Consider the following 24181-nt stretch of genomic DNA (forward strand, 5'->3'; position numbering starts at 1 on the left):
GCAACCCGGCATTTCCGCAGCAACTGTGCTACGCAGCAATTCCGCTAATTCCGTCCGGCGCCATTCATCGTGCTGAGCATCCGAAACCTCTCCAAGACGTTCTCTTCGGCCGGTGAGCCGGTCCATGTCCTGCGCGGCGTCGATCTCGACCTCAAGGCCGGCGAACGCGTCGCACTGACCGGCGAGTCCGGCAGCGGCAAGAGCACGCTGCTGCACCTGATCGCAGGGCTCGATGCCGCCGATGGCGGCACGATCCGCCTGGAAGACACCGAGGTCACCCAATTGTCCGATGCGGGACGCGCGGGCCTGCGGCGCGACCGGATCGGCTTGGTGTTTCAACAGTACAATCTGATCCCGAGCCTGTCGGTCGGGGATAATCTGGTGTTTCAGGCGCGGGTCGCCGGCCGGTACGACGAGGCTTGGTATAAAGAGCTGATCGAGCGTCTCGGGCTTGGCGGCCTGCTCAAGCGTTATCCAGAACAATTATCGGGCGGACAGCAGCAACGGGTCGCGATCGGCCGGGCCCTGGCGATAAAGCCGTCGTTGCTGCTGGCGGACGAGCCGACCGGCAACCTCGACGAGGCCACCGCCGAGGACGTGCTGGCCCTGACGCGCGACCTTGTCACGCGCACCGGCTGCGGCTTTCTGATGGTGACGCACAGCCTGCATCTGGCCGCGGCACTCGATCGCCATGTCAACCTGCATGCCGGGCGGATCGCATGAGGCGCGCGCTCTGGGTCCTCGCCGTCCTGCTCAGTCATTGGCGGCGCCACAAGATGCAGTTCGCGACGCTCCTGATCGGGCTGATCGCGGCGACTGCGCTGTGGAGCGGCGTGCAGGCGATCAACCAGCAGGCCCGCAACGCCTATGACCGCGCCGCGGCAACCTTCGGCGGCGCGCGCACGCCGATGCTGATCGCGCCTGATGCCGCGACCTTTCCGCAGGAGCTGTTCGTCAAGCTCCGCCGCGCCGGCTGGCCGGTCTCGCCGATGCTGGAGGGACGAGTCCAGGTCAACGGGCGTTCGGTCCGGCTGCTCGGCATCGAGCCGGTGACGCTGCCGGTCGATGTCGGCAATGCACCTCGGCTCGGCGCCGCCGATCTAAGCAGCTTCGTCGCGCCGCCGGGCCAGACGTTGGTCGCGAAGGAAACGCTGAACGATTTGCAGGAGCAGGAGGGCGCGGCACCAGCGATCAGCAATGGCGCAAAACTGCCGCCGCTGCGCGTGCTGCCGCAGCTCGTGCCCGATGTGCTGGTGGTCGATATCGGCGTGGCACAGCGGCTGCTGAACAAGCCCGACCAGATCTCGCGGCTTCTGATCGGCAAAGCGAAGGGCAAGCCCGCGCCATTGGCGAGCGTCGTCGGCGACCAGCTGCAGCGGGTCGAGCCCAATGCGGAAACCGAATTGGAGCGTCTCACCGACAGCTTCCATCTCAACCTCACCGCGTTCGGCCTGCTGTCGTTCTTCGTCGGTCTCTTCATCGTCAATTCGGCCGTCGGCCTCGCCTTCGAGCAGCGACTGCCGATGCTGCGCACGCTGCGGGCCTGCGGTGCCTCGGCGCGACTGGTCAACACCGTGCTGGTTGTCGAGCTCGTGGCGCTGTCGCTGATCGCAGGCCTGATCGGGCTTGCCTGCGGCTATTTCATTGCGGCCGCGCTCTTGCCCGACGTCGCGGCGTCGCTGCGTGGACTCTATGGTGCGCAGATTCCGGGACAGCTCAGCTTGCGTCCCGAATGGTGGCTCGCCGGGATCGGCATCAGCATTGTGGGCGCGCTGGTGGCCGCGGCGACCAGCCTGATCAAGGCCGTCAGGATGCCGGTGCTGGCCACCGCGCAGCCGCGCGCCTGGCAGCAGCGACAGCGCCGTTGGCTGATCCTGCAAAGCGGAGCAGCCTGCGCCGTGTTCGCGGTCGCGCTGTTGCTGCTCCAGTACGGGCAATCGCTGATCGCCGGCTTTGGCGTGCTGGCAGCGCTGATGTTCGGCGCCGCGTTGATCCTGCCCGCGTTCCTCGAACTCATCCTGCTGGCCGGGCAGCGTTTGGCGCGGAGGCCGCTCGCCCTGTGGTTCTGGGCGGACAGCCGACAGCAGCTCTCGGGTTTGTCGCTGGCCCTGATGGCGCTGCTGCTCGCGCTCGCCGTCAATGTCGGGGTGTCCACCATGGTGGAAACGTTCAGCCGCACTTTCATCGGCTGGCTCAACGGGCGGCTCGCAGCCGACGTCTACATCAGCGCCTCCGACAATGCGAAAGGCGTCGCGATCCGCAACTGGCTGAAGGAGCGCAGCGATGTCCAGGCGATCCTGTCGGGCGGGCGCGCGGAGACGCAGGTGCAGGGCGAGCCGGTGGAGCTGCTCGGCCTGCCCGATCACGCGCTCTATCGCGAGCGCTGGCCGCTGCTCGAAGCCGCGCCCCGTGCCTGGACCCGGCTCGTACCCGGCAATGCCGCGTTCATCAGCGAGCAGCTGAGCCGCCGCCTCAACGTCCGCGTCGGCGATGTCGTCGACGTCCCGGCGCCAGGTGGGACTTGGGAGCTCGACATCGTCGGCATCTATGCCGATTACGGCAACCCCAAGGGACAGCTGGCGGTGAATGTCGCGGCGCTGATCCGGCAATTTCCGCAGACGCCGCAGACACGCATCGGCCTCATTGTCGCGAAGGAAAATATCCCCGGCCTGATCGCGGCGCTGCAGAAGCAGTTTGCGCTCGACGACCGCAGCGTCGCCGACCAGGCAACGGTGAAGGCGGAGTCGATCCGGATCTTCAACCGCACCTTTGCGGTGACCTCGGCGCTGAACGCATTCACACTCGGCGTCGCCGGGATCGCGCTTCTGACCAGCCTTCTCACGCTGGCGAATTCCCGCCTGCCGCAGCTCGCGCCGCTCTGGGCAATCGGCATCACGCGGCCGCGCCTTGCCGCGATCGAATTGACCAAGACGCTGTCGGTCGCGCTGTTCACGTCGCTCCTGGCCGTGCCGCTCGGGCTGCTGGTGGCGTGGTGCCTGATCGCGATCGTGAACGTGAAAGCGTTCGGCTGGCGGTTGCCATTCCATGTGTTTCCGTTGCAACTGGTCGAACTTGTCGCAGTCGCGCTGTTCGCCTCGTTGCTTGCCGCCCTACTGCCAATGATCCGACTGGCCCGGATGCAGCCGGCGAGCCTCGTCAAGGTGTTTGCCAATGAGCGCTGACAGGATCTCCCGGCGCACCTTCGCCGGCGGCATCGCCGCGCTCGCGGCAGTCCGCCGAGCGGGCGCGCAAGGCTATGCCGGGCTCGGCGCGACGGCCGATGGCTTTGCCAAGGTCACACCGGGAAAGACGTTCGCCTTTCCGGGCGATCACGGACCGCATCCGGAGTTTCGCATCGAGTGGTGGTATCTCACGGCGAATCTTGTCGATAGCAGCGGCGCGGCGTGCGGCCTGCAATGGACGCTGTTTCGCCAGGCGACCCAGCCGGGGCCGCAGGGTGAAGGCTGGGCCAATCAACAGGTATGGATGGCGCATGCCGCGGTAACGCGCGCCGACACCCACCGCTTCAACGAGCTGTTTTCCCGCGGTGGTGTGGGACAGGCCGGCGTCACGGCGAAACCGTTTGCGGCCTGGATCGACGATTGGGCGATGAACGGATCCGAGCGCACCGAAGATCGAACTCTGGCGCCGCTGACGCTGAAGGCCTCCGGCGCCGACTTCAGTTACGCGCTGACGCTCGAGACCGATCGTCCAGTGGTGTTGCAGGGCGACGGCGGCTACAGCCGCAAGTCGGAGCGCGGTCAGGCCTCCTATTATTACAGCCAGCCGTTCTATCGCGCCCGCGGCACGCTCACCATCGACGACAGACCGGTCGATGTTTCCGGCCAGGCCTGGATGGACCGCGAATGGAGCAGCCAGCCGCTCGACACCGACCAGACCGGCTGGGACTGGCTGTCGCTGCATCTGGCGTCCGGCGACAAGCTGATGCTGTACCGGCTGCGCCAGAAGGACGGCCATAATCATCCGTTCGGCAACTGGATCAGCGCCACAGGCGACACGCACATGATCGCGGGCGACGACATCCAGATGAGTCCGAAGGCGACCGCCGAGGTCGCGGGACATAAGCTGCCGGTCGAATGGCAGATCGCGATCCCCTCGCGGTCGTTCTCGATCCAGTGCAAGCCGCTCAATCCGAAGGCGTGGATGGGGACCGGTTTTTCCTATTGGGAAGGGCCGATCAGCTTTGCCGGCACGCATGACGGCGTTGGCTATCTCGAGCTGACCGGGTATTGAACCGGGACCTCTTCGAAGGGACTAGCGATGTATCACCTCACCGCCCTCGTCACGCTGCTGGCGATCCTGTTCTACTTCTTCATCACCATCAACGTGTCGCGCTCGCGCACCAAAACCGGCGTCAAGGTGCCTGCAATGTCGGGCCATCCGGATTTCGAGCGCGCGTTCCGGATCCAGATGAACACGCTGGAATGGATGCCGATCTTCCTGCCGTCGCTCTGGCTGTTCGCGATTTACATCAATGATGCCGGCGCGGCGACGATCGGCACTGTCTGGATCGTCGGCCGCATCGTCTACTTCATCGGCTATTCGAAAGCCGCCGCAAAACGCGGCCCGGGATTTTTTATTCAGGGTATCGCGGCCATTGTGCTGTGGGCCGGGACGCTCGGAGCGTTGGTGCTGCGGCTGGTGTGAGGGCGGACAACCGCCACACACTCAGTGTCGTCCCGGCGAAGGCCGGGACCCATAACCACGGGATGTGATTTGACGAAGACTTGGAGTTACCAGTTCGGGCCCACAACTTCTCCCTGGGGTTGTGGGTCCCGGCCTTCGCCGGGACGACATCGGAGTTATTGGCGGGGTCCTGATCCCTACTTCGTCAGCGGGCAGCCGCTCTCCTTGGCCGTGAAGAACGCCTTCTCGCCGGGAACGACCGCGAGCTGCTTGTAATAGTCCCAGGGCTTCTTCGATTCCGAGGGCTTCTTGACTTCGAACAGATACATGTCGTGGACCATGCGCCCGTTCTCGAGCACCTTGCCGCCTTGCGCGAAGTCGTCGTCGACCGGCAGCTCCTTCAGCTTCTTGGCGACCGCATCCGGATCCTTGGTGCCGGCGGCTTTGACCGCCTTGAGATAGCTCAGCGTCGCCGAATAGGTGCCGGCCTGGATCATGTTCGGCATCCGGCCGGTGCGCTTGAGAAAGCGTTCGCCGAGATTGCGCGTGCGGTCGTTGATATCCCAGTAATAGCCCTCGGTCAGCACCAGGCCCTGCGCGGCCTGCAAGCCGAGGCCGTTCACTTCGGCGAGCGTCATCAAGAGGCCCGCGAGCTTCTGGCCACCGGAGACGATGCCGAACTCGGACGCCTGCTTGATCGAGTTGGTGGTGTCGAGGCCGGCATTGGCAAGGCCGACGATCTTCGCCTTCGAGCTCTGCGCCTGGAGCAGGAAGGAGGAGAAGTCCGAGGAGTTGAGCGGCACGCGCACCGAGCCAAGCACCTTGCCGCCATTGGCGGTGACGATCTCGCTGGTGTCTTTTTCCAGCGCGTAGCCAAAGGCGTAGTCCGCGGTGAGGAAGAACCAGCTGTCGCCGCCGGCCTTGGTGAGCGAGCCGCCGGTGCCGACGCCGAGCGCGCGGGTGTCATAGGCCCAGTGGAAACCATAGGGCTGGCAGGCATCGCCGGTGAGGCGCGAGGTCGCAGCGCCGACGACGATGTCGATCTTCTTCTTTTCCTTGGAGAGCTCGTGGATCGCGAGCGCGACCGACGAGGTCGTCAGCTCCGTGATCATGTCGACGTTCTCGACATCGTACCAGCGGCGCGCGATCGAGGTGGCGAGATCCGGCTTGTTCTGGTGGTCGGCGGTGACGAGCTCCACCTTCTGGCCCAGCACCTCGCCGCCGAAATCCTCGATCGCCATCCTGGCGGCCTCGACCGACCATTTGCCGCCGTAATCGGCGTAGACGCCGGACTGGTCGTTGAGGATGCCGATCTTGACGCCTTGCGCAGAGGCCGGCGCGGCCAGCAACAAAGCCGACATTGCGGCAGCGGCCAAAAGTGCTGATTTCATGTGTTAGCTCCCAGCAGTTTTCTGTTTTGAAATCGCGCGGATACTAGTGAAGAACCCCGGCGGTGCCCATCCATTGCATGTTGGTCGTTAGTATGAAGGGCGTGCCAAGCAAACGGCGTCGTCCCGGCCTAGTGCGCAATTGCGCACGGGGGCCGGGACCCATACCGCGGAATCCCTCGGTTGCGGTCGGTAGGAGTACCGAACGACGAATCTTCACTAAACCACGTTCGAGGGTTATGGGTCCCCGGCCTTCGCCGGGACGACAGCGTGAATATTGAAGGGTCGGTGGCGCGCCATTTGGTACTTATCAGCCCACCGCCTTCGGCTTCCCCTCGTTCTTCCCCTCGGCCAGGTTCCGCACCACCACATAGAAGATCGGCGTGAACAGAAGCCCAAACAGGGTGACACCGATCATGCCGAAGAACACGGCGACGCCGACGGCTTGCCGCATCTCCGAGCCCGAGCCGGACGAGATCACCAGCGGCAGCACGCCGAGGATGAAGGCGAAGGACGTCATCAGGATCGGCCGCAGGCGCAACCGACAGGCGTCGATCACGGCCTCCAGCCGCGGCTTGCCTTCTTTCTCGATGTCGCGGGCGAACTCGACGATCAGGATCGCGTTCTTTGCCGCCAGCCCCACCAGCACGACGAAACCGATCTGGGTGAGGATGTTGACGTCCTGCCCCATGATGCGCACGCCGATCGTGGCGGCCAACAGGCACATCGGCACGATCAGGATCACCGCGAACGGCAAGGTCCAGCTGCCATATTGCGCGGCGAGCACCAGATAGACGAACAGCACGCAAATCGGGAACACGTAGAGACCCGCATTGCCGCCAGTGATCTGCTGGTAGGACAGATCGGTCCATTCGAAGCTGAAGCCGCTTGGCAGGGTGTCGTCCGCGAGCTTCTTGATCGCGTTGAGCGCGGTGGTCGAGCTGGTGCCTGGCGCCGGCTCGCCCTGCAACTCGGACGCCGCGTAGAGATTGTAGCGCGCGACACGGTCGGGGCCGGAGATGTCCTTGAACTCGACCACGCTGCCCAGCATCACCATGTCGCCGGAGGCGTTCCGCGTGCGTAGGCGCGACAGATCGCTCGGCTCTTTGCGGAACGGAAAATCCGCCTGCGCTGTGACGTGATAGGTCCGGCCGAACAGGTTGAAGTCGTTGACATAGGTCGATCCGAAATAGGTCTGGATCGTGTCGTTGATGCCGGCGATGGGAACACCGAGCTTCTGCGCCTTGGTGCGGTCGATGTCGACGAAGAGCTGCGGCGTATTGGCCGAGAACGGCGAGAACACGGAGGGAGCGAGCAGCGAGGGCGATTTGCGCGCCGCGGCGACAAGCTCGTCAGTAGCTGCGGCGAGCATCTCCGGCCCACGGCCCTGGCGGTCCTGGATGCGGATGGTGAAGCCGCCACCGGTGCCGATGCCGGGCACGGCCGGCGGTGGAATCACGATGATGAAGGCACCCTGAATCGCGGCCAGGCGTTTGCGCAGCTCGACCGTGATGGCGTTCGCGGACAATCCCTTCTTGATCCGCGCCTCGGGCTCGTCGAACACCGGGAAGAGCGCCGCCGCGTTACCGGCCTGCGTCCGCGTCGCGCCGGAGAAGCCGGCGAAAGCGGCGACGCGGATGATACCCGGCGTATCCAGCGCGATCCGCTCGATCTCGCGCACGACCTCGGTGGTGCGCGCCAGCGAGGCCGCGCCCGGCAATTGCACGGAGATGATGACGTAGCCGCGGTCCTGCGCCGGAATAAAGCCTTGCGACGTGGTAGCGATCAGCCAACCGGCGCTGCCGATCAGCACGACGTAGATCAGGATCATCACCGCCGAATGCCGGATCACGAAATTGGCGAGGCCTGCATAGCCATGCGCGAGACGGTCGAACACGCGGTTAAAGACGCCCGTGAAAGCACTCCAGCCGCGGGCGAGGATATTCCAGCGCGCCGGCGGCCGCTTCTCCTCGTGCGGAACGAGAAGAAGCGAGGCCAGCGCCGGCGACAGCGTCAACGAGCAGAAGCAGGAGATTGCGGTCGCGACCGCAATGGTGACGGCGAATTGCTGAAAGAATTGCCCGGAAATGCCGCCCAAAAACGCAGTCGGGACGAACACCGCGCAGAGCACCAGCGCGATCGACACCAATGCGCCGCCCACCTCCTCCATGGTCTTCAGCGCGGCGTCGCGCCGGCTCATGCCATGCTCGAGATGCCGCTCGACATTCTCGACCACCACGATGGCGTCGTCGACCACGATGCCGACGGCGAGAACGAGCCCGAACAGCGTGAGATTGTTGATCGAGAAGCCGAGCGCCGCCATCACCGCGAAAGTGCCGACCAGCGACACCGGGATCGCGATGATCGGAATGATCGCGGGGCGCCATCCCTGCAGGAACACCAGAACTACGATGACCACGAGCAACATGGCCTCGTAGATGGTCTTGATCAGCTCGTGGACCGACTGCGCGATGAACTCGGTCGGGTTGTAGCCGATATTGAAGTCGAGGCCTTTCGGAAAGGTCTCCTTCAGCTTCGTCATCGTGTCCGAGATGTGCTTCGCGGTCGCGAGCGCGTTCGATCCCGGTCGCTGCGTCACCAGCATGGCGACCGCCGACTTGCGCAGCAGGAAGCTGTTGGTGGAGTACGCGAGTGCACCGAGCTCGATACGGGCGACATCGCGCAGGCGCACCGTGCGGCCGTCGGAGCCGGCCTTGATCAGGATGTCCTCGAACTGCTTCTGGTCTTTCAATCGCCCGGTAAAGGTGAGGTTCGGCTGGAACGCGCGGTCGGCGATCGGCGGCTCGGCGATCTGGCCGCCCGCGATCTGCACGTTCTGCGCGCGGATCGCGGCGAGCACTTCGGCCGACGTCAGGCCGAGATTGGCGATTCTATCCGGATCGAGCCATAGCCGCATCGAATAGTCGCGTGCGCCGAAGATCTGGATGTCGCCGACGCCGTCGATCCGGAGCAGCTGGTCGCGGACCTGGAGCAGCGCGTAGTTGGAGATGTAGAGCTGGTCGAAAGTGTCGTCCGGCGACAGCATGAACACGACCATCAGGATGTCGGGCGAGTTCTTGCGTGTGGTGACGCCGTTGCGCTGAACCTCTTCAGGCAAACGCGGCTGCGCGATCGCGACGCGGTTCTGCACCAGCACCTGGGCCTTGTCGAGATCGGTGCCGAGCTTGAAAGTGACGGTGATGGTGAGCTGGCCGTTCGAGGTCGCCTGGCTGTAAAGATACAGCATGTCCTCGACACCGTTGATCTCCTGCTCGATGGGCGCTGCAACCGTGTCGGACACGGTCTGCGCGGAGGCGCCGGGATATTGCGTGGTGACGACGACGGTCGGCGGCACCACCTGCGGATATTCGGATACTGGCAGCGTGGTGTACGCGAGCGCGCCGACGATCAGCAGCACGATCGACAGCACCATCGCCAGGATGGGCTGGTTGATGGAGAGACGGCCAAGATTCATGATTTGCCACCGGCGGGCGCTGGTGCCGTCTGCGGTGCGACCTTGGCACCGACGCGGGCGCGCTGGATGCCGTTGACGATGACGCGGTCGTCCGCCTTCAATCCCTCGCGGATCACGCGCAGGCCCTCGTCGAGCGGTCCGAGCGTCACGGGACGCGCCTCGACGGTGTCGTCCGGCTTGACCACGAACACGATCTTGCGGGACTGGTCAGTTGCGACCGCAACGTCGGGGATCAGCAGCGCTTCATAGGGCGCGCTGCCGATCAGTCTGATACGCCCGAACTGACCGGGCAGGATCGAAAGATCGGTGTTCTTGACCACGGCGCGGCTGCGCAGCGTGCCGGTGGAGACATCGAGGCGGTTGTCGAGGAAATTGATGCTGCCTTCACGGGATGGTTTCGTCTCGCCGGCGAGCGTCACCTGCACCGGGTTCGCCGTATCGCGCGAACTCGGGCGGCGGCCTTCGAACCACAGCTTGCTGTATTTGATGAAGGTCGCCTCATCCATGTCGAAATAGATATAGATCGGGTCGAGCGTCACGATCGAGGTGAGCAGCGTCGACGTTCCGGTATCGCTGCCCTGCACGAGATTGCCAGGGCTGACAAGGTGGCGGCTGACGCGGCCGGTCAGCGGCGCCGTCACATGCGTGAATTCGATATTGAGCTTGGCGACTTTGAGCGCACCCTCGGCCTGTGTTTCGGCAGCGTGCGCGGCCTGCAAGGCCTGACGGCGCTGATCGACCACCTGCTCGGAGACGGCGCTGGTCTGCACCAGGCTCAAACCGCGATCGAGCTCCCGCTTTGCAAGCTCCACCTTGGCACGCGCATCGGAAAGCTGCCCCTCCGCCTGCGTGGCCACCGCCTCGAACGGACGTGGGTCGATGACATAGAGCAGATCGCCCTGACGCACGATGGCGCCATCCTGGAATTCGACAGAGTTGACGAACCCGCCGACGCGCGGGCGGACCTGCACCTCCTCCATCGCCTCGAAGCGGCCGGTGAACTCGTCCCAATCGGTGACGGTGCGCTTGACCGGCTGGGCGACGGTTACCGGCGCCGGCGGGGGAGCGCTCGCTTGCGAGGCCGGCTGGCCGCAACCGGTGAGCACGAACGCCGCGGCGAGAAGGCCGACGATGGCGTAAGGCCGAGGCGAAACGAAATCGTGCGTTTTGACAAATTGCTCGCTTCCGTCCGGTCCAGTCATCCCAGGTCCTCGCATCAAAGCCGCGGAAAAAGCAGGGTACGCCTGTACCCGCGGGCGCCACAAGATGGGTGGCAATGATGAACTCTTCAAGACCAAAGCGCAGGCAATGCTCGGAGGAATGCCCTGACCGGATGACGGGTTGACAGGGCTTGTTCGCCTCTCCCCGTGAGCCGGGAGAGCAAGCGGAGAGTGCGTCAGCGTCTTTGCACATGACGGGCGGAGCCGGCTCGGCTAGATTGCTCCTCATAAAACAAGACGAATTGTCCGGGGAGGACAGGCGTGCACCAGGGACGTGTCGTTTACGGCGCGATCGAGGAAGTCGTGTTCGGCCACCCCGCGGCCGAGGCCGTGGTCGCCCAGATGGACCGGCTGGGGACGCGCCGCGCCTTCCTGATGGTCTCGGGCACGCTCAACCGGCAGACCGACGAAATCGCCAAGATCAAACAAGCCCTGGGCACAAATTGCGCGGGCGTCTTCGATGCCATGCCGGCGCACACCCCGCGCGAGGCGGTGATCGCCGCCACCAATGCGGCGCGCGAAGCGGGCGCCGACCTGATCGTCACCGTGGGCGGCGGCTCGATCACCGACGGCGCCAAGGCGGTGCAGCTCTGCCTCGCCAACGGCATCGACGATGTCGACGGCATCGAGCGTATCCGCGTGCACAAGGGCGTCGCGCCCGAGATGACGGCGCCGACCGTGCGTCAGATCAGCGTGCCGACCACGATCGCCGGCGGCGAGTTCAGCTCGATCGCAGGCGTCACCGACCGCACCGCCCATGTGAAACAGATGCTACGGCATCCGCTCAGCGTTCCGCGCGCGACCATCCTCGATCCCGCCATCACCGTGCACACGCCGGAATGGCTATTCCTCTCGACCGGCATCCGCGCCATCGATCATTGCGTCGAGGCGATCTGCTCGCGCGAGACGCACCCCTATGCCGACGCGCAATCGGTGAAGGGCCTCGCCATGCTCGCCGACGCGCTGCCACGGGTGAAGGCTGACCCTGCTGACCTCGACGCGCGAATGGATGCGCAGATCGGCACCTGGCTGTCGATGGGCGCGCTCGCCGCTGGCGTGCCGATGGGCGCGAGCCACGGCATCGGTTACGTGCTGGGCGCAGCCTTCGACGTACCGCATGGCTACACCTCCTGCGTCATGCTGCCGGCCGTGATGCGCTGGAATGCGCGCGACAATGCCGAGCGCCAGATGATCGTCGCGGCCGCAATGGGCTTTCCCGGCCGCGCGGCAGCCGATGTGCTCGATGCCTTCATCCGCTCGCTCGGCATGCCGCGCAGCCTCGCCGATGTGCGCGTCTCGCCGGAGCATTTCGACGCCATCGCGGACGCTGCGATGCGCACGAACTGGATCCCGCGCAACCCGCGCAAGATCGACAGCCCCGCTCAAGTGCGCGAAATCCTGCTTCTTGCCGCATGATCCAAAGCCGGAGGACTGATGTACCCAGGTCAGCATGCCCGCCTGCGCCCACTCCAGCCCGCCTTCATCATGGCGACGACCGGCGAGGCCGTCACCTATCGCGAGCTCGATGCGCGCAGCAATCGGCTGGCGCACCTGTTCCGCAAGTATGGCCTGAAGCGGCTCGACCACTACTCGATCTTCATGGAGAACAATTCCCGCTACCTCGAAGCCTGCGGCGCGGGCGAGCGCTCCGGCCTCTACTACACCTGCATCAACTCGTTCCTGACGCCGGGCGAGCTCGCCTATCTCCTGGTCAACAGCCAGTCGAAAATCCTGATCACGTCGGTTGCGAAGCTCGATATCGCCCGCGAGGCGATCAAGGTCTGCCCCGACATCAAGCTGTGCATCGTCGCCGACGGCTCGGGCGAGAGCGAGCGCATCGTCGGCCTCACTGAGGTAACCGCCGACCTGCCGAAGACGCCGATCCCGGATGAATGGCTCGGCACCGCCATGCTGTATTCATCGGGCACGACGGGACGGCCAAAAGGGATTCTGCGGCCGCTTCCGGAGGAGCCGCCGAAACACAATCTGCCGTTGTTCGATTTCCTGACAAAGCTTTGGCACTACCGCGAGGGCATGATCTACCTGTCGCCGGCGCCGCTCTATCATTCGGCGCCGCAGGCCGCCGTGAACCTCACGATCCGCATGGGCGGCACCGCGATCATCATGGAGAATTTCGATCCCGAGCGTTACCTCCAGCTCGTCGAGCAATGGGGTATCACCCACACCCAGCTCGTGCCGACGATGTTCTCGCGCATGCTCAAGCTGCCGGAGGAGGTGCGCGCGCGCTACGACCTCTCCTCGCTCGAGATCGCGATCCATGCCGCCGCGCCCTGCCCGGCGCAGGTCAAGGATGACATGATCAAATGGTGGGGACCGATCATCCACGAATACTACGGCGCCACCGAGGGCCTTGGCTTCACCGCCTGCGACAGCGCGGAATGGCTCGCCCACCGCGGCACCGTCGGCAAGGTGCTGCTCGGCGACCTCCATATTCTCGATGAGACCATGAAGCCATGCCCCACCGGCACGCCAGGACAGGTCTGGTTCAAGACGGCCTCACCGTTCGAATATTTCAACGATCCCGAGAAGACCAAGGAAGCGCGCTCGACCGACGGCAGCATGAGCACGGTCGGCGACGTCGGCTATGTCGACGAGGATCGCTTCCTCTATTTAACGGACCGCGCGACCTTCATGATCATCTCCGGCGGCGTGAACATTTATCCGCAGGAGTGCGAGAATCTGTTGATCACCCATCCGAAGGTTGCGGACGCCGCGGTGTTCGGCGTGCCCAATTCCGATCTCGGCGAAGAGGTGAAGGCGGTGGTGCAGCCGATGCCCGGGGCCGTGCCGGGCGAGGCGCTCGCCGAGGAGCTGATCGCGTTCTGCGGGGCGTCGCTGTCGCGGCAAAAGGTGCCGCGCTCGGTCGATTTCGAGAAGGAGTTGCCGCGGCTGCCGACGGGGAAGCTGTACAAGCGGCTGCTGCGGGACCGGTATTGGGGGAACAAGGCGTCAAGGATTGTGTGAAGGGCCGCTGTCGCCGGAGAAACTTCCCTCTCATCGTGAGAGAAACCCCTGCGGCCTTCCGTCGTCCGAATTGCCAAGAGAGTAGCGGACCTTGACGGTTGCCTCACCGCGCACGCGCCGCTATCGTCGGGACAAACAGGCCGCAAAAGGCCGATGTCCAGGGAGGACGAGGATGCGGAGCGTACGGGCGCTCGCCGCGACGGCGGCGCTATCTTTGCTTGCGTTTTCGAGCGTTGCACTCGCCAGCGAGCCCAAGCAGGGCGGCATTTTGCGGATGTACCACCGCGACAGTCCCGGCAATGCCTCGATCCACGAAGGCGCGACCTACTCGCTCAACGTTCCCTTCATGCCGGTGTTCAACAACCTCGTCATCTACAAGCAGGACGTGGCGCAGAACAGCATAGACACCATCGTGCCCGAGCTCGCCGAGAGCTGGGCCTGGGTCAACGACAACAAGACGCTGACCTTCAAGCTACGCCAGGGCGTGAAGTGGCACGACGGCAAGCCGTTCACCTCGGCGGACGTCAAATGCACCTTCGACATGCTGATGGGCAAGTCGCAGCAGAAGTTCCGGCAGAACCCGCGCAAGAGCTGGTACGAACAGGTCAACGACGTCTCCACCAACGGCGATCTCGAGGTCTCCTTCAATCTGAAGCGGCCACAGCCTTCGCTGCTGGCGCTGCTCGCCTCGGGCTACACGCCGGTCTATCCCTGCCACGTCTCGCCCGGCGACATGCGCACGCACCCGATCGGCACCGGGCCGTTCAAGTTCGTCGAGTTCAAGGCCAATGAATCGATCAAGCTGACCCGCAATCCCGACTATTGGCGCAAGGGCCGGCCCTATCTCGACGGCATCGAGTTCACCATCATCCCGAACCGCTCCACCGCGATCCTCGCGTTCGTCGCCGGCAAGTTCGACATGACCTTCCCGACCGAGGTGAGCATCCCGCTGCTCAAGGACGTCAAATCGCAGGCGCCGAACGCGGTCTGCGTGGTCGAGCCCAACAATGTCGCCACCAACATCATCGTCAATTCGTCCGCGCCGCCGTTCGACAATATCGACATCCGTCGCGCCATGGCGCTGTCGCTCGACCGAAAGGCCTTCATCTCGATCTTGTTCGAGGGCCAGGGTGACATCGGCGGCACCCTGCTGCCGCCGCCGAATGGGCTGTGGGGGATGCCGAAGGAGATGCTCGAGACCATTCCGGGCTACGGCCCCGACATCAACGCCAACCGTGAGGAAGCAAAAAAGCTGATGCAGAAGGCCGGCTATGGGCCGGATAAGCATCTCGCCGTCAAGGTCTCGACCCGCAACATTCCGGTCTACCGCGATCCTGCGGTGATCCTGATCGATCAGCTCAAGAGCATCTATATCGACGGCGAGGTCGACGTGGTCGAGACCGCAAACTGGTTCCCGAAGATCGCGCGGAAGGATTACATGCTCGGGCTCAATTTGACCGGCAATGCCGTCGACGACCCCGACCAGTCCTTCTACGAGAACTATTCCTGCGGCTCCGAGCGCAACTACACCAATTACTGCAACAAGGAGATCGAAAAGCTGTTCGACGTGCAGTCCCAGGAGACCGACATTAACAACCGCAAGAAGCTGGTGTGGGACATCGACAAGAAGCTGCAGGAGGACGTCGCCCGCCCGATCATCTTCCACGCACGTACCGGCAGCTGCTGGCAACCTTACGTCAAGGGCGTGACGGTGATGTCGAACAGCTCCTACAATGGCTATCGCTACGAGGACGTCTGGATGGACAAGTAGCGCGGGCGGCTGACGGGTTCGACGGGAGGCGATGCATGTTTGCCTATCTGGTGCGGCGCCTGTTGCTGATGCTCCTGACCCTGTTCGGGATCTCGATCGTCATCTTCTTCCTGCTGCGCATCGTCCCCGGGAATATCGTCGACATCCTGTTCGCCGCCGCGGGCTATGTGGACCCCGCCGACAAGGCCAATCTGGAGAAGGAGCTCGGCATCGACCAGCCGCTGGTGGTGCAATATTGGCACTGGATCAGCGGCTTCCTGCGCGGCGATTTTGGCTACTCCTACGTCTCCGAGAAGCCGGCGCTCCAGGAGATCCTGCCACGGATCCCGATCACCGCACGGCTCGCTGGCCTGGCGCTGTTGTTCTCGACCTCGATCGGCATCCCCCTTGGCGTGATCAGCGCGGTGAAGCAGGGAACGAGGCTCGACTACGCATTGCGTGTGGTGAGCCTCAGCGGATTGTCGCTGCCTTCGTTCTGGCTTGGCCTGCTCATCCTCACCGCCTCGGTGGCGATGTTCAACCAGATGCCGATCTTCAACCCGAATCCAGCGACTTGGCTGGAAGCGTTTGCGACCTATGCCGTGCCCGCCGCAGCCGTCGGCTTCCGCAGCGCGGCACTGACCATGCGCATCACGCGATCCTCGATGCTGGAGGTGCTGCGGCAGGACTATATCCGCACCGCGCGTGCCAAGGGCGCATCGGACGCCGCTGTGAACTATCAGCATGCGCTGAAGAATGCGATTCTGCCCGTCATCACCGTGATTGGCATCGAAGCGGCGTTCCTGATCGGCGGCCTCATCGTGACGGAGACGGTGTTCAACATCCCCGGCGTCGCGCGCTTCCTGGTCGAGGCGATTCGCTGGCGCGATTATCCGATCGTGCAGAACCTGGTGATGCTGATTGCCATCGTCGTGGTGAGCGCGAATTTCATCGTGGACATGCTGTACGCGGTGTTCGACCCGCGTATCCGGTACACGGATTAGGAGAACCTGTTGGCTGCGATCGACTATGACGTTGAACTGAGGCGCGCCGGGGCGCACGCGACCGTCGGCTGGCGGCGCGTGCTGTTTTTGGCGCAGCGGCATGTGCTGGGCGCGGCCGGGCTCGTCATCATGACCCTGTTCGTGTTCACCGCGATCTTCGCCGACTTCATCGCGCGTTACGATCCGCTGACGATCGATGCCGCTCGGGCACTGGCGCGTCCAAGCCTGGCACACTGGATGGGCACGGATTCCTTCGGCCGCGATGTCTTCAGCCGCATCATTCATGGCGCGCGGATCTCGCTCGCGGTCGGCATCGGCTCGACGGCGCTCGGCGGCAGCATCGGCGTGATCGTCGGCCTCACCTCCGGCTATCTCTCCGGCTGGGTCGATCTCGTGTTCCAGCGCGTCTCCGATGTCCTCCAGGCGCTGCCGCTGCTGGTGCTGGCCCTGATCATGACCGCGGCGCTTGGGCCGTCCTTGCCGAACGTCATCATTGCGATCGCCATTCCGCTGATCCCGACCGTCTCGCGCGTCATCCGCGCCAACACGCTGGCGCTGCGCGAGCTGCCATTCATCGAGGCCGCCAAGTCGATCGGCATGAGCGAGGTACGCATTGCGCTCCGTCACGTGCTGCCGAATACGCTGGCGCCGCTGATCGTGCTTGCGACGGCCCAGCTCGGCTCGACTATCCTCACGGAAGCCTCGCTCTCCTTCCTCGGCCTCGGCATTCCCGAGCCGTACCCGTCGTGGGGGCGCATGCTCTCTGAATCCGCCGCCGAATATGTCCGCACGGCGCCATGGCTGGTGATCTTCCCGGGCATCGCCATCAGCCTCGCGGTGTTCGGCGCCAATCTGTTCGGTGACGCCTTGCGCGACATCCTCGATCCCCGGCAGCGCGGCTGATGGCTGAGAACTCCGATCTCGTGATCGAGGTGAAGAACCTGAAGACGGTGTTCTTCACCAACTCCGGTCTGTTCAAGGCCGTCGATGATGTTTCCTTCACGGTGAAGCGCGGCGAGACGCTGGCGATCGTCGGCGAATCCGGCTGCGGCAAGAGCGTCACTGCACTATCGCTGATGCGGCTGGTGCCGGATCCACCCGGCCGCATCGTCGGCGGCTCCGTCACGCTCGAAGGCACCGACCTTCTGACGCTGGACGAAGCAGAGATGCGTGCCGTCAGGGGCAACCGCATCTCGATGATCTTCCAGGAGCCGATGACCTCGCTCAATCCGGTGATGCGGATCGGCGACCAGATCGTCGAGACCGTGCGGCTGCACCGGAACATGTCGAGCAAAGAGGCCCGGGGCATCGCAATCGAGATGCTGCGCCTGGTGCGCATCCCCGAGCCGGCTCGGCGCGCGCGGGAATATCCGCATCAGCTGTCCGGCGGCATGCGCCAGCGCGCCATGATCGCGATGGCGCTGGCGTGCCGGCCGGTGCTGCTGATCGCGGACGAGCCCACGACCGCGCTCGACGTCACCATCCAGGCGCAGATTCTGGCGCTGATCCTAGACCTTCAGAAAGAGCTCGGCACCGGGCTCGTGCTGATCACGCATGATCTCGGCGTCGTCGCGCAGACCGCGCAACGCGTCATCGTGATGTATGCGGGACGCAAGGTCGAGGAAGCGAGCGTCGAGGCGCTGTTCGCCGCGCCAAAGCACCCCTACACGCGCGGATTGATGGCATCGATCCCGGCGGTGCCGGCGCCCGGCGTTGCCGCGCCGGCACGGTTGAACGAAATTCCCGGCACCGTGCCGTCGCTGGTGGGGCTGCCCAAAGGTTGCGCGTTCGCGCCACGCTGCAAGCTCGCGATCAAGCGCTGCGAGGCCGAATATCCGCCGCTCATCGATTGGGGCGGCGGCCATCTCGCGGCCTGCTGGCGCGCAGCCGAAGTGGCGGAGGTGGCATGACCGACGCACTGCTCGAAGTCACCGAACTCAAGAAGCACTATCCGGTGCGCGCCGGCGTGTTGCGCCGACAAATCGGCACAGTGCATGCGGTCGACGGCGTCTCGTTTTCGGTTGGGGTCGGGGAGACGCTGGGCCTTGTCGGCGAATCCGGCTGCGGCAAGTCGACGGTGGCGCGCAGCGTGCTGCGGCTGGTCGAGCCGACCTCGGGCCAGATTCGCCTCGAAGGCGAGGACATCACGCATCTCTCCAAGTCCGCGCTGCGGCCACACCGTCGTTCGATGCAGATCGTATTCCAGGATCCTTTCGCCTCGCTCAACCCGCGCATGACTGCCGGAGACATCGTGGGCGAGCCGCTGTTCGTGCACGGGCTCGCGACCGGCAAAGCGCTGGAGGCACGTACCGCACAGCTGTTCGAGCAGGTTGGCTTGCGGCCCGACCAGATGCGCAACTTCCCGCATCAATTCTCCGGCGGCCAGCGCCAGCGCATCTGCATCGCCCGCGCGCTGGCGCTCGGGCCCCGCCTGATCGTCTGCGACGAGCCGGTCTCCGCGCTCGATGTCTCGATCCAGGCGCAGGTGATCAATCTCCTGATCGATCTGCAACGGCAGCACGGCTTCTCCTACCTCTTCATCGCGCATGACCTCGCCGTGGTCGCCCATATCAGTCACCGCGTCGCCGTGATGTATCTCGGTCGCATCGTCGAGATCGCGGACAAGGACGAGCTGTTCCGCAATCCGCGCCATCCCTACACGCAGGCCCTGCTCGCCTCGGTACCGGTCGCCAACCCGCTCGCCAAAAAGCTCGTGCCGCTGGTCGACGGCGACGTGCCAAGCCCGGTCAATCCGCCGCCGGGCTGTGCGTTTCACACCCGCTGCCGGTATGCGATGGAGCGATGCAGGACGGAACGACCGGCGTTGGTGGACGCGGGGGACGGGCACCAGGTGGCGTGTTTGCTCAATGGCGGAACGGGGCGGAGCCAGTAGCTCCGCTGTCGTCCCGGCCTTCGCCGGGGCGACGAGTTGAGCTTGCCGCCCTACTCAGCCCCGATCTCCGCCACGATCCGGCCCGTTGTCACCTGCTCGCCCTCGGCGACGTTGATCGCGGCGACGACGCCGTCGATGCCGGCCTTGTGGACATGCTCCATCTTCATCGCTTCCAGCGTCATCACCGGCTGGCCGGCAGTGACGCGGTCGCCCGGCTTGACCAGGACGGCAACGACGCGGCCGTTCATGGCAGCGCGAACCTTGCCGTCTCCGTTGCTTGCGGCCGCCTTCGGCGCGGCGAGGGTGAGATCGGTCGCCGCGAGCGGGATGCCGCGGCGCTGGAGGTGGAGCCGGTCGCCGTCGCGCAGGAATTTGGCACTGTCCATCACGCCGTCATGGCGGAAGCGGATCACGTCGAGATCGAGTTGGTCGATCTCGAACTTGTCTTGCCGGCCGTCCCTGGCAACAATGTAGCTGCCATCGCGCTCGCGCCAGACTTCTAGCTCAAGCGCCTGGCCTGCGATCTCGATTTTCGCCGGCAGCGGGAACGTTGCCGCGAGGCTCCGTCCGCGGCGCCACGACGGTGCCTGGGGGTTCGTGACGTAGAGCAGCAGGCCGGCCAAGGCCATGTCGAATGCGGCGTCCGCGCGCGGCGCCAGCAGCTCGTCGCGATGGGCACCAATGAACGCCGTGGTCGCCTCGCCTTTGGCGAAGCCGGGATGACGCAGGCATGACATCAGGAAAGTCTGATTGGTAGTCACACCAAATCCGGTCAGTTGCTCCAGGCCGACGATCAGCCGCCCCCTCGCCTCCTCGCGGGTCGCGCCATGGCCGATCACCTTCGCGATCATGGAATCGTAGAACGGCGGAATCTCGGAGCCCGATTGCAGCGCATGTTCGACGCGGATGCCATCCGGCACCTGCCAGCGCGCCATGCGCCCGGACTGCGGCATGAAATCCTGCGCGGCGTCCTCCGAGCACAGCCGCACCTCGATGGCGTGGCCTGTGAAGCGAATGTCCTGCTGCTTGACCGGCAGCGACTCGCCGCGCGCGACGCGCAGCTGCAATTCGACGAGATCGAGCCCGGTGATGGCCTCGGTGACGGGATGCTCGACCTGGAGACGCGTATTCATCTCCATGAAGTAGAATCCGCCGCTCGCATCGAGCAGAAATTCGAGCGTGCCGGCGCCCTCGTAACGCAACGCCTTCACCGCGGCGACCGCGACCTCGCCCATCTTCGCACGCAGGTCGGGCGTGACTGCGGTCGACGGCGCCTCCTCGATTAGTTTCTGGTGCCGCCGCTGCACCGAGCAGTCGCGCTCGCCAAGATGGATGGCGTTGCCATGGCTGTCGCCGAACACCTGAATTTCGATGTGACGGGGATTCTGGATGGCGCGTTCGAGGATCACCGTCGGATCGCCAAACGCCGCCTTCGCCTCGGACCGCGCGCTACGCAGTGCCTCGGGGAACGAATTGGCATCCGCAACGAGCCGCATCCCGCGTCCACCGCCGCCGGCGACCGCCTTGATCATCACGGGAAAGCCGATCTCTCTCGCCTCCGCGAGCATGACTTCATCGCCCTGATCGGCGCCCTGATAGCCGGGCACGACGGGCACGCCGGCCTTTTTCATGATCTCCTTGGCACCGGCCTTGTTGCCCATTGTCTCGATCGCCTGCGGCGACGGGCCGATGAAGACGAGGCCGGCATCCTTGCAGGCTTGCGCAAACTCCTCGTTCTCGGCGAGGAAGCCATAGCCGGGATGAACGGCATCCGCGCCGCTGGCCTTTGCGGCCGCTATGATCGCGGCGATGTTGAGATAGGACTGCGCCGGCAGCGCTTCGCCGACTCGCACGGCCTGGTCGGCCTGTTGCACATGAAGCGCATCCCTATCCGCATCCGAATAGACCGCGACGACGCCGAGGCCGAGCTTCCGCGCGCTGCGCATCACCCGCAGTGCGATCTCGCCGCGATTGGCGATCAGGACCTTGAAGAACGGCCGGTGCTGCACTGATCCGTTCCTCATGGGCGGGCCACCGAGAATTGCATGCGCTGTGGGCTCCGCGCGTCACCTTCACGACAGGTCGCGAGCACTTCGGACAGCACCGCGCGGGTGTCGCGCGGATCGATCACGCCGTCGTCGAGCACGCGCGCGCTGGTCGAGAACACGTCCATCTGGCCGTCGAACACGCCGACGATCTGCGCCTTCATGCCATCGAGCTTTTCTTTTTCGACCGGCTTGCCGCGACGCGCGGCTGCGGCTTCGGTGACGATCGCCATGGTCTCGGCGGCCTGCTCACCGCCCATCACGGCAGTCTTGGCGTTGGGCCAGGAGAAGCAGAAGCGCGGATGGAAGCCGCGCCCGCACATGCCGTAATTGCCGGCGCCGAACGAGGCGCCGCAATAGATGGTGATCTGCGGCACTGTCGCCGACGTCACCGCCTGGATCATCTTGGAGCCATGCTTGATCATGCCGGCTTCTTCGTAAGCTTTGCCGACCATGTAGCCGGTGGTGTTGTTCAGATAGAGCAGCGGCGTTCGGGTTTGGCAGCACGCCTGGATGAAATGCGTCGCCTTGTTGGCACCGGCCGGATCGAGCGGACCGTTGTTGGTGATGATGCCGATGGTCTGGCCCTCGATGCGGGCATGGCCGCAGACGGTGGCCGGGCCGTAGTTCGGCGCCATCTCGGTGAAGTTGGAATCATCGACGATACGTGCGATCACCTGCTTCATGTCCACGGAGCGCTTGTGGTCCATCGGCATAATGCCGAGCAGTTCGTCTTGATCGTAGCGCGGCGGCTTATATTCCGCGCTCGCCCTGCCCGGCCGTTCCCATTCCAGCGCCGCCATGATCTCGCGCGCGATGCGCAGGGCGTCGCGGTCATCCTCGGCGAGGTAGTCGCCAAGTCCCGACACCTGCGTGTGCATCTCGGCGCCGCCAAGCTCCTCTTCGGTCGCGATCTCGCCGGTGGCGGCCTTCAGCAGCGGCGGCCCGGCGAGGAAGGCGCGGGTGCGGCCACGGACCATGACGATGTAGTCGGACAGGCCGGTCTGATAGGCGCCGCCGGCGGTCGAGGAGCCATGGGTTACGGTCACGACGGGCAGGCCCGCTGCGGAGAGTCGCGCGAGATTGCGGAAGATGTTGCCGCCGCGGACAAAGTCTTCGACGCGGTAGCGCAGGAGATTGGCGCCGGCGCTTTCGACCAGCTGGACGTAAGGCAGCTTGTTCTCCAGCGCGAGCTCCTGCACGCGTATCGTCTTGTCGAGGCCGTAGGGCTGAAGCGCGCCGGCATCGATGCCGGAATCGTTGGCGCTGACCATGCAACGGATGCCCGAGACGAAACCGATGCCGGCGATGACGCCGCCGCCGGGGACGCTCTTGTCCGGATCAGATACGTCGAACATGTAGCCGGCGAGCGTGGACAGCTCGATGAAGGGCGCGCCGGGATCGAGCACCAGCGCGACGCGCTCGCGCGGCAACAGCTGGCCGCGCTTGTGGAAGCGGTCTTTCGCCGCGGCTGATGCCGCACGCGTGCGCTCTTCCAGCGCGCGCATGCGGTCGATCAGGCCAAGCATGCCGTCGCGGTTGGCGCGATAGGCGGCACTGCCGGGAGAAATCGTGTTTTCGAGAATGGACATAACTCAATCCTGCTCGTCATTGCGAGGAGCAAAGCGACGAAGCAATCCAGGCGCATCCATGGAAAGATTCTGGATTGCTTCGCTTCGCTCGCAATGACGGTTGAGGCGATAATTTACCTATTCGTCCCAAAAATCTTTCGCGCTTCCGCCGGGCTCGCGATCTCGCGGCCGGCACGGCGGGCGCAGACGGCGATGGCGTCGATCAGCTGGCCGTTCGACGTTACCTTCTTGCCGTCGGCGAGATAGAAGGCATCTTCGAGACCGGTGCGCAGATGACCGCCGAGCTCCGCACAGCGCTGGTGCAGCGGCCAGATTTCTTCGCGGCCTATCGCGGTGACCTGAAATTGCGCCTCGGGACGCTTCAGCTTGATCAGGATCGGCAGCAGATCGGGATCCGACGGCATGCCGGAGGCGACGCCCATCACAAAGTTATACTCGAGCGGGCCCTTGTACATGCCGACCTGGCGGTACATGCCGACGCAGCGGACGATGCCGACGTCAAAACATTCGAATTCGGGGATGGTACCGACCGCGTTCATGACGTCGAGATAGTCCTTCACCTTCTCGACCGCATTGTCGAACATCATCGGCGGCCAGGCCCAGCTGTTGTCGGCCTTCACCTTCAGGTAATTTAGCGAGCCGGCATTGCAGGCCGCGATCTCCGGCCTGGTCTCGCGGATACAATCCAGCGCACCGTTGTAGTTCGGCCCGGAGACGCCGGAGGTGTGATTGATGATCACGCCAGGGCAGGCTTCGCGAATCGCCTGCTGGATCTCCTTGCTGACGCTGACCTCCCAGGACGGCAGATGCCCCTTGTCCGGCGCCTGCTGACGCAGATGGATGTGCATGATGGACGCGCCGGCATCGAACGCAGCCTTGGCCTCGCGCGCCATCTGCTCGGGCGTGACAGGCACGTTGTGCTGCTTCGGGTCGGTGAGCACGCCGTTCAGCGCGCAGGTGATGACGGCCTTGTCGCTCATGCCTTGAATGTCTCGCACGTTGATAATTCAACGTTTGCGATCATGTGATGGGCGGCAGGCGGCTTCTTGCGCGGAGAAGCTGGAAAAAGGCGATAAACCGTAGCAACCATTAAAGGCTAGGCGGCTTTTTCGATCCAGGGCGTGCCCCGTTGCACGACAGTATTGGCGTAGATCAGGAGCTTGCGGGCGCAGGCGATGAGCG

The 24181-nt window shown here is 64.6% G+C and carries 17 protein-coding genes; 11 read left to right on the plus strand and 6 right to left on the minus strand.

All coding sequences use genetic code 11. The annotated features are described in order from the left end of the window. Positions 1-69: 69 nt before the first annotated feature. From ACFQX9_RS33185 to ACFQX9_RS33200, 4 genes are read left to right on the plus strand one after another with little or no spacing between them, the layout of a single operon-like run. A complete protein-coding gene (locus tag ACFQX9_RS33185) occupies positions 70-723 on the plus strand; it encodes an ABC transporter ATP-binding protein (RefSeq protein WP_377791583.1) in 654 nt (217 codons plus the stop codon). Beyond that, a complete protein-coding gene (locus ACFQX9_RS33190) occupies positions 720-3182 on the plus strand; it encodes an FtsX-like permease family protein (protein ID WP_377791584.1) in 2463 nt (820 codons plus the stop codon). The genes ACFQX9_RS33185 and ACFQX9_RS33190 overlap by 4 nt, the downstream gene beginning before the upstream one ends. Continuing rightward, positions 3172-4254 carry a lipocalin-like domain-containing protein gene (locus ACFQX9_RS33195; protein ID WP_377791585.1) on the plus strand — a complete coding sequence of 361 codons (1083 nt, stop codon included), beginning with the start codon at positions 3172-3174 and terminating at the stop codon, positions 4252-4254. Before ACFQX9_RS33190 ends, ACFQX9_RS33195 begins: the two co-directional genes overlap by 11 nt. Positions 4255-4281: 27 nt before the next feature. After that, positions 4282-4668 (plus strand): MAPEG family protein, encoded by a 387-nt coding sequence (locus tag ACFQX9_RS33200; protein WP_085361914.1) that lies wholly within the window; start codon positions 4282-4284, stop codon positions 4666-4668. Between the two features lie 176 nt (positions 4669-4844). Here ACFQX9_RS33200 and ACFQX9_RS33205 read toward each other — a convergent pair whose 3' ends face one another. From ACFQX9_RS33205 to ACFQX9_RS33215, 3 genes are all read right to left on the minus strand, one after another. Continuing rightward, the gene (locus tag ACFQX9_RS33205) at positions 4845-6038 is read right to left on the minus strand and encodes an ABC transporter substrate-binding protein (protein ID WP_085361915.1); all 1194 of its coding nucleotides are present in this window, start codon (positions 6036-6038) and stop codon (positions 4845-4847) included. A 307-nt stretch (positions 6039-6345) separates the two neighbouring features. After that, on the minus strand, positions 6346-9510 hold the full coding sequence (locus ACFQX9_RS33210; RefSeq protein ID WP_085348654.1) for an efflux RND transporter permease subunit: 3165 nt from the start codon (positions 9508-9510) through the stop codon (positions 6346-6348). Continuing rightward, positions 9507-10712 (minus strand): efflux RND transporter periplasmic adaptor subunit, encoded by a 1206-nt coding sequence (locus ACFQX9_RS33215; protein ID WP_018455971.1) that lies wholly within the window; start codon positions 10710-10712, stop codon positions 9507-9509. Before ACFQX9_RS33215 ends, ACFQX9_RS33210 begins: the two co-directional genes overlap by 4 nt. Before the next feature lie 279 nt (positions 10713-10991). Between ACFQX9_RS33215 and ACFQX9_RS33220 the strand changes: the two genes are divergently transcribed. From ACFQX9_RS33220 to ACFQX9_RS33250, 7 genes are all read left to right on the plus strand, one after another. Beyond that, complete coding sequence (locus tag ACFQX9_RS33220; protein ID WP_085348656.1) at positions 10992-12146, plus strand: iron-containing alcohol dehydrogenase; 1155 nt, start codon at positions 10992-10994, stop codon at positions 12144-12146. A gap of 18 nt (positions 12147-12164) precedes the next feature. Beyond that, positions 12165-13715 carry an AMP-binding protein gene (locus ACFQX9_RS33225; protein WP_377791586.1) on the plus strand — a complete coding sequence of 517 codons (1551 nt, stop codon included), beginning with the start codon at positions 12165-12167 and terminating at the stop codon, positions 13713-13715. Positions 13716-13887: 172 nt separating this feature from the next. Continuing rightward, positions 13888-15486, plus strand: coding sequence for an ABC transporter substrate-binding protein (locus ACFQX9_RS33230; RefSeq protein ID WP_377791587.1), 1599 nt, complete (start codon positions 13888-13890; stop codon positions 15484-15486). Between the two features lie 35 nt (positions 15487-15521). Continuing rightward, positions 15522-16469: an ABC transporter permease gene (locus ACFQX9_RS33235; protein WP_018455967.1), complete on the plus strand. Its 948-nt coding sequence runs from the start codon at positions 15522-15524 to the stop codon at positions 16467-16469. A 9-nt stretch (positions 16470-16478) separates the two neighbouring features. Then, complete coding sequence (locus tag ACFQX9_RS33240; RefSeq protein WP_018455966.1) at positions 16479-17372, plus strand: ABC transporter permease; 894 nt, start codon at positions 16479-16481, stop codon at positions 17370-17372. Next, complete coding sequence (locus ACFQX9_RS33245) at positions 17372-18379, plus strand: ABC transporter ATP-binding protein (RefSeq protein ID WP_018455965.1); 1008 nt, start codon at positions 17372-17374, stop codon at positions 18377-18379. The genes ACFQX9_RS33240 and ACFQX9_RS33245 overlap by 1 nt, the downstream gene beginning before the upstream one ends. Then, on the plus strand, positions 18376-19362 hold the full coding sequence (locus tag ACFQX9_RS33250; RefSeq protein WP_018455964.1) for an ABC transporter ATP-binding protein: 987 nt from the start codon (positions 18376-18378) through the stop codon (positions 19360-19362). The genes ACFQX9_RS33245 and ACFQX9_RS33250 overlap by 4 nt, the downstream gene beginning before the upstream one ends. A 50-nt stretch (positions 19363-19412) precedes the next feature. Here ACFQX9_RS33250 and ACFQX9_RS33255 read toward each other — a convergent pair whose 3' ends face one another. The 3 genes from ACFQX9_RS33255 to ACFQX9_RS33265 form a co-directional block, all read right to left on the minus strand. Further along, positions 19413-21386: an acetyl-CoA carboxylase biotin carboxylase subunit gene (locus ACFQX9_RS33255; protein WP_377791588.1), complete on the minus strand. Its 1974-nt coding sequence runs from the start codon at positions 21384-21386 to the stop codon at positions 19413-19415. Beyond that, the gene (locus ACFQX9_RS33260) at positions 21383-22999 is read right to left on the minus strand and encodes an acyl-CoA carboxylase subunit beta (RefSeq protein ID WP_377791589.1); all 1617 of its coding nucleotides are present in this window, start codon (positions 22997-22999) and stop codon (positions 21383-21385) included. The genes ACFQX9_RS33255 and ACFQX9_RS33260 overlap by 4 nt, the downstream gene beginning before the upstream one ends. Positions 23000-23112: 113 nt before the next feature. Continuing rightward, positions 23113-23979, minus strand: a complete 867-nt coding sequence (locus tag ACFQX9_RS33265) for a 3-keto-5-aminohexanoate cleavage protein (protein ID WP_377791590.1) — start codon at positions 23977-23979, stop codon at positions 23113-23115. Positions 23980-24181 lie beyond the last annotated feature (202 nt).

The sequence above is a fragment of the Bradyrhizobium sp. GCM10028915 genome, from assembly GCF_042666195.1.
GTDB lineage: Bacteria > Pseudomonadota > Alphaproteobacteria > Rhizobiales > Xanthobacteraceae > Bradyrhizobium > Bradyrhizobium canariense_D.

Coding starts and splice junctions, on each gene's coding strand:
- ACFQX9_RS33190 (WP_377791584.1), top strand. CDS start 720: ATGAGGCGCGCGCTCTGGGTCCTCGCCGTCCTGCTCAGTCATTGGCGG.
- ACFQX9_RS33195 (WP_377791585.1), top strand. CDS start 3,172: ATGAGCGCTGACAGGATCTCCCGGCGCACCTTCGCCGGCGGCATCGCC.
- ACFQX9_RS33200 (WP_085361914.1), top strand. CDS start 4,282: ATGTATCACCTCACCGCCCTCGTCACGCTGCTGGCGATCCTGTTCTAC.
- ACFQX9_RS33205 (WP_085361915.1), bottom strand. CDS start 6,038: ATGAAATCAGCACTTTTGGCCGCTGCCGCAATGTCGGCTTTGTTGCTG.
- ACFQX9_RS33210 (WP_085348654.1), bottom strand. CDS start 9,510: ATGAATCTTGGCCGTCTCTCCATCAACCAGCCCATCCTGGCGATGGTG.
- ACFQX9_RS33215 (WP_018455971.1), bottom strand. CDS start 10,712: ATGACTGGACCGGACGGAAGCGAGCAATTTGTCAAAACGCACGATTTC.
- ACFQX9_RS33225 (WP_377791586.1), top strand. CDS start 12,165: ATGTACCCAGGTCAGCATGCCCGCCTGCGCCCACTCCAGCCCGCCTTC.
- ACFQX9_RS33230 (WP_377791587.1), top strand. CDS start 13,888: ATGCGGAGCGTACGGGCGCTCGCCGCGACGGCGGCGCTATCTTTGCTT.
- ACFQX9_RS33235 (WP_018455967.1), top strand. CDS start 15,522: ATGTTTGCCTATCTGGTGCGGCGCCTGTTGCTGATGCTCCTGACCCTG.
- ACFQX9_RS33245 (WP_018455965.1), top strand. CDS start 17,372: ATGGCTGAGAACTCCGATCTCGTGATCGAGGTGAAGAACCTGAAGACG.
- ACFQX9_RS33250 (WP_018455964.1), top strand. CDS start 18,376: ATGACCGACGCACTGCTCGAAGTCACCGAACTCAAGAAGCACTATCCG.
- ACFQX9_RS33255 (WP_377791588.1), bottom strand. CDS start 21,386: ATGAGGAACGGATCAGTGCAGCACCGGCCGTTCTTCAAGGTCCTGATC.
- ACFQX9_RS33260 (WP_377791589.1), bottom strand. CDS start 22,999: ATGTCCATTCTCGAAAACACGATTTCTCCCGGCAGTGCCGCCTATCGC.
- ACFQX9_RS33265 (WP_377791590.1), bottom strand. CDS start 23,979: ATGAGCGACAAGGCCGTCATCACCTGCGCGCTGAACGGCGTGCTCACC.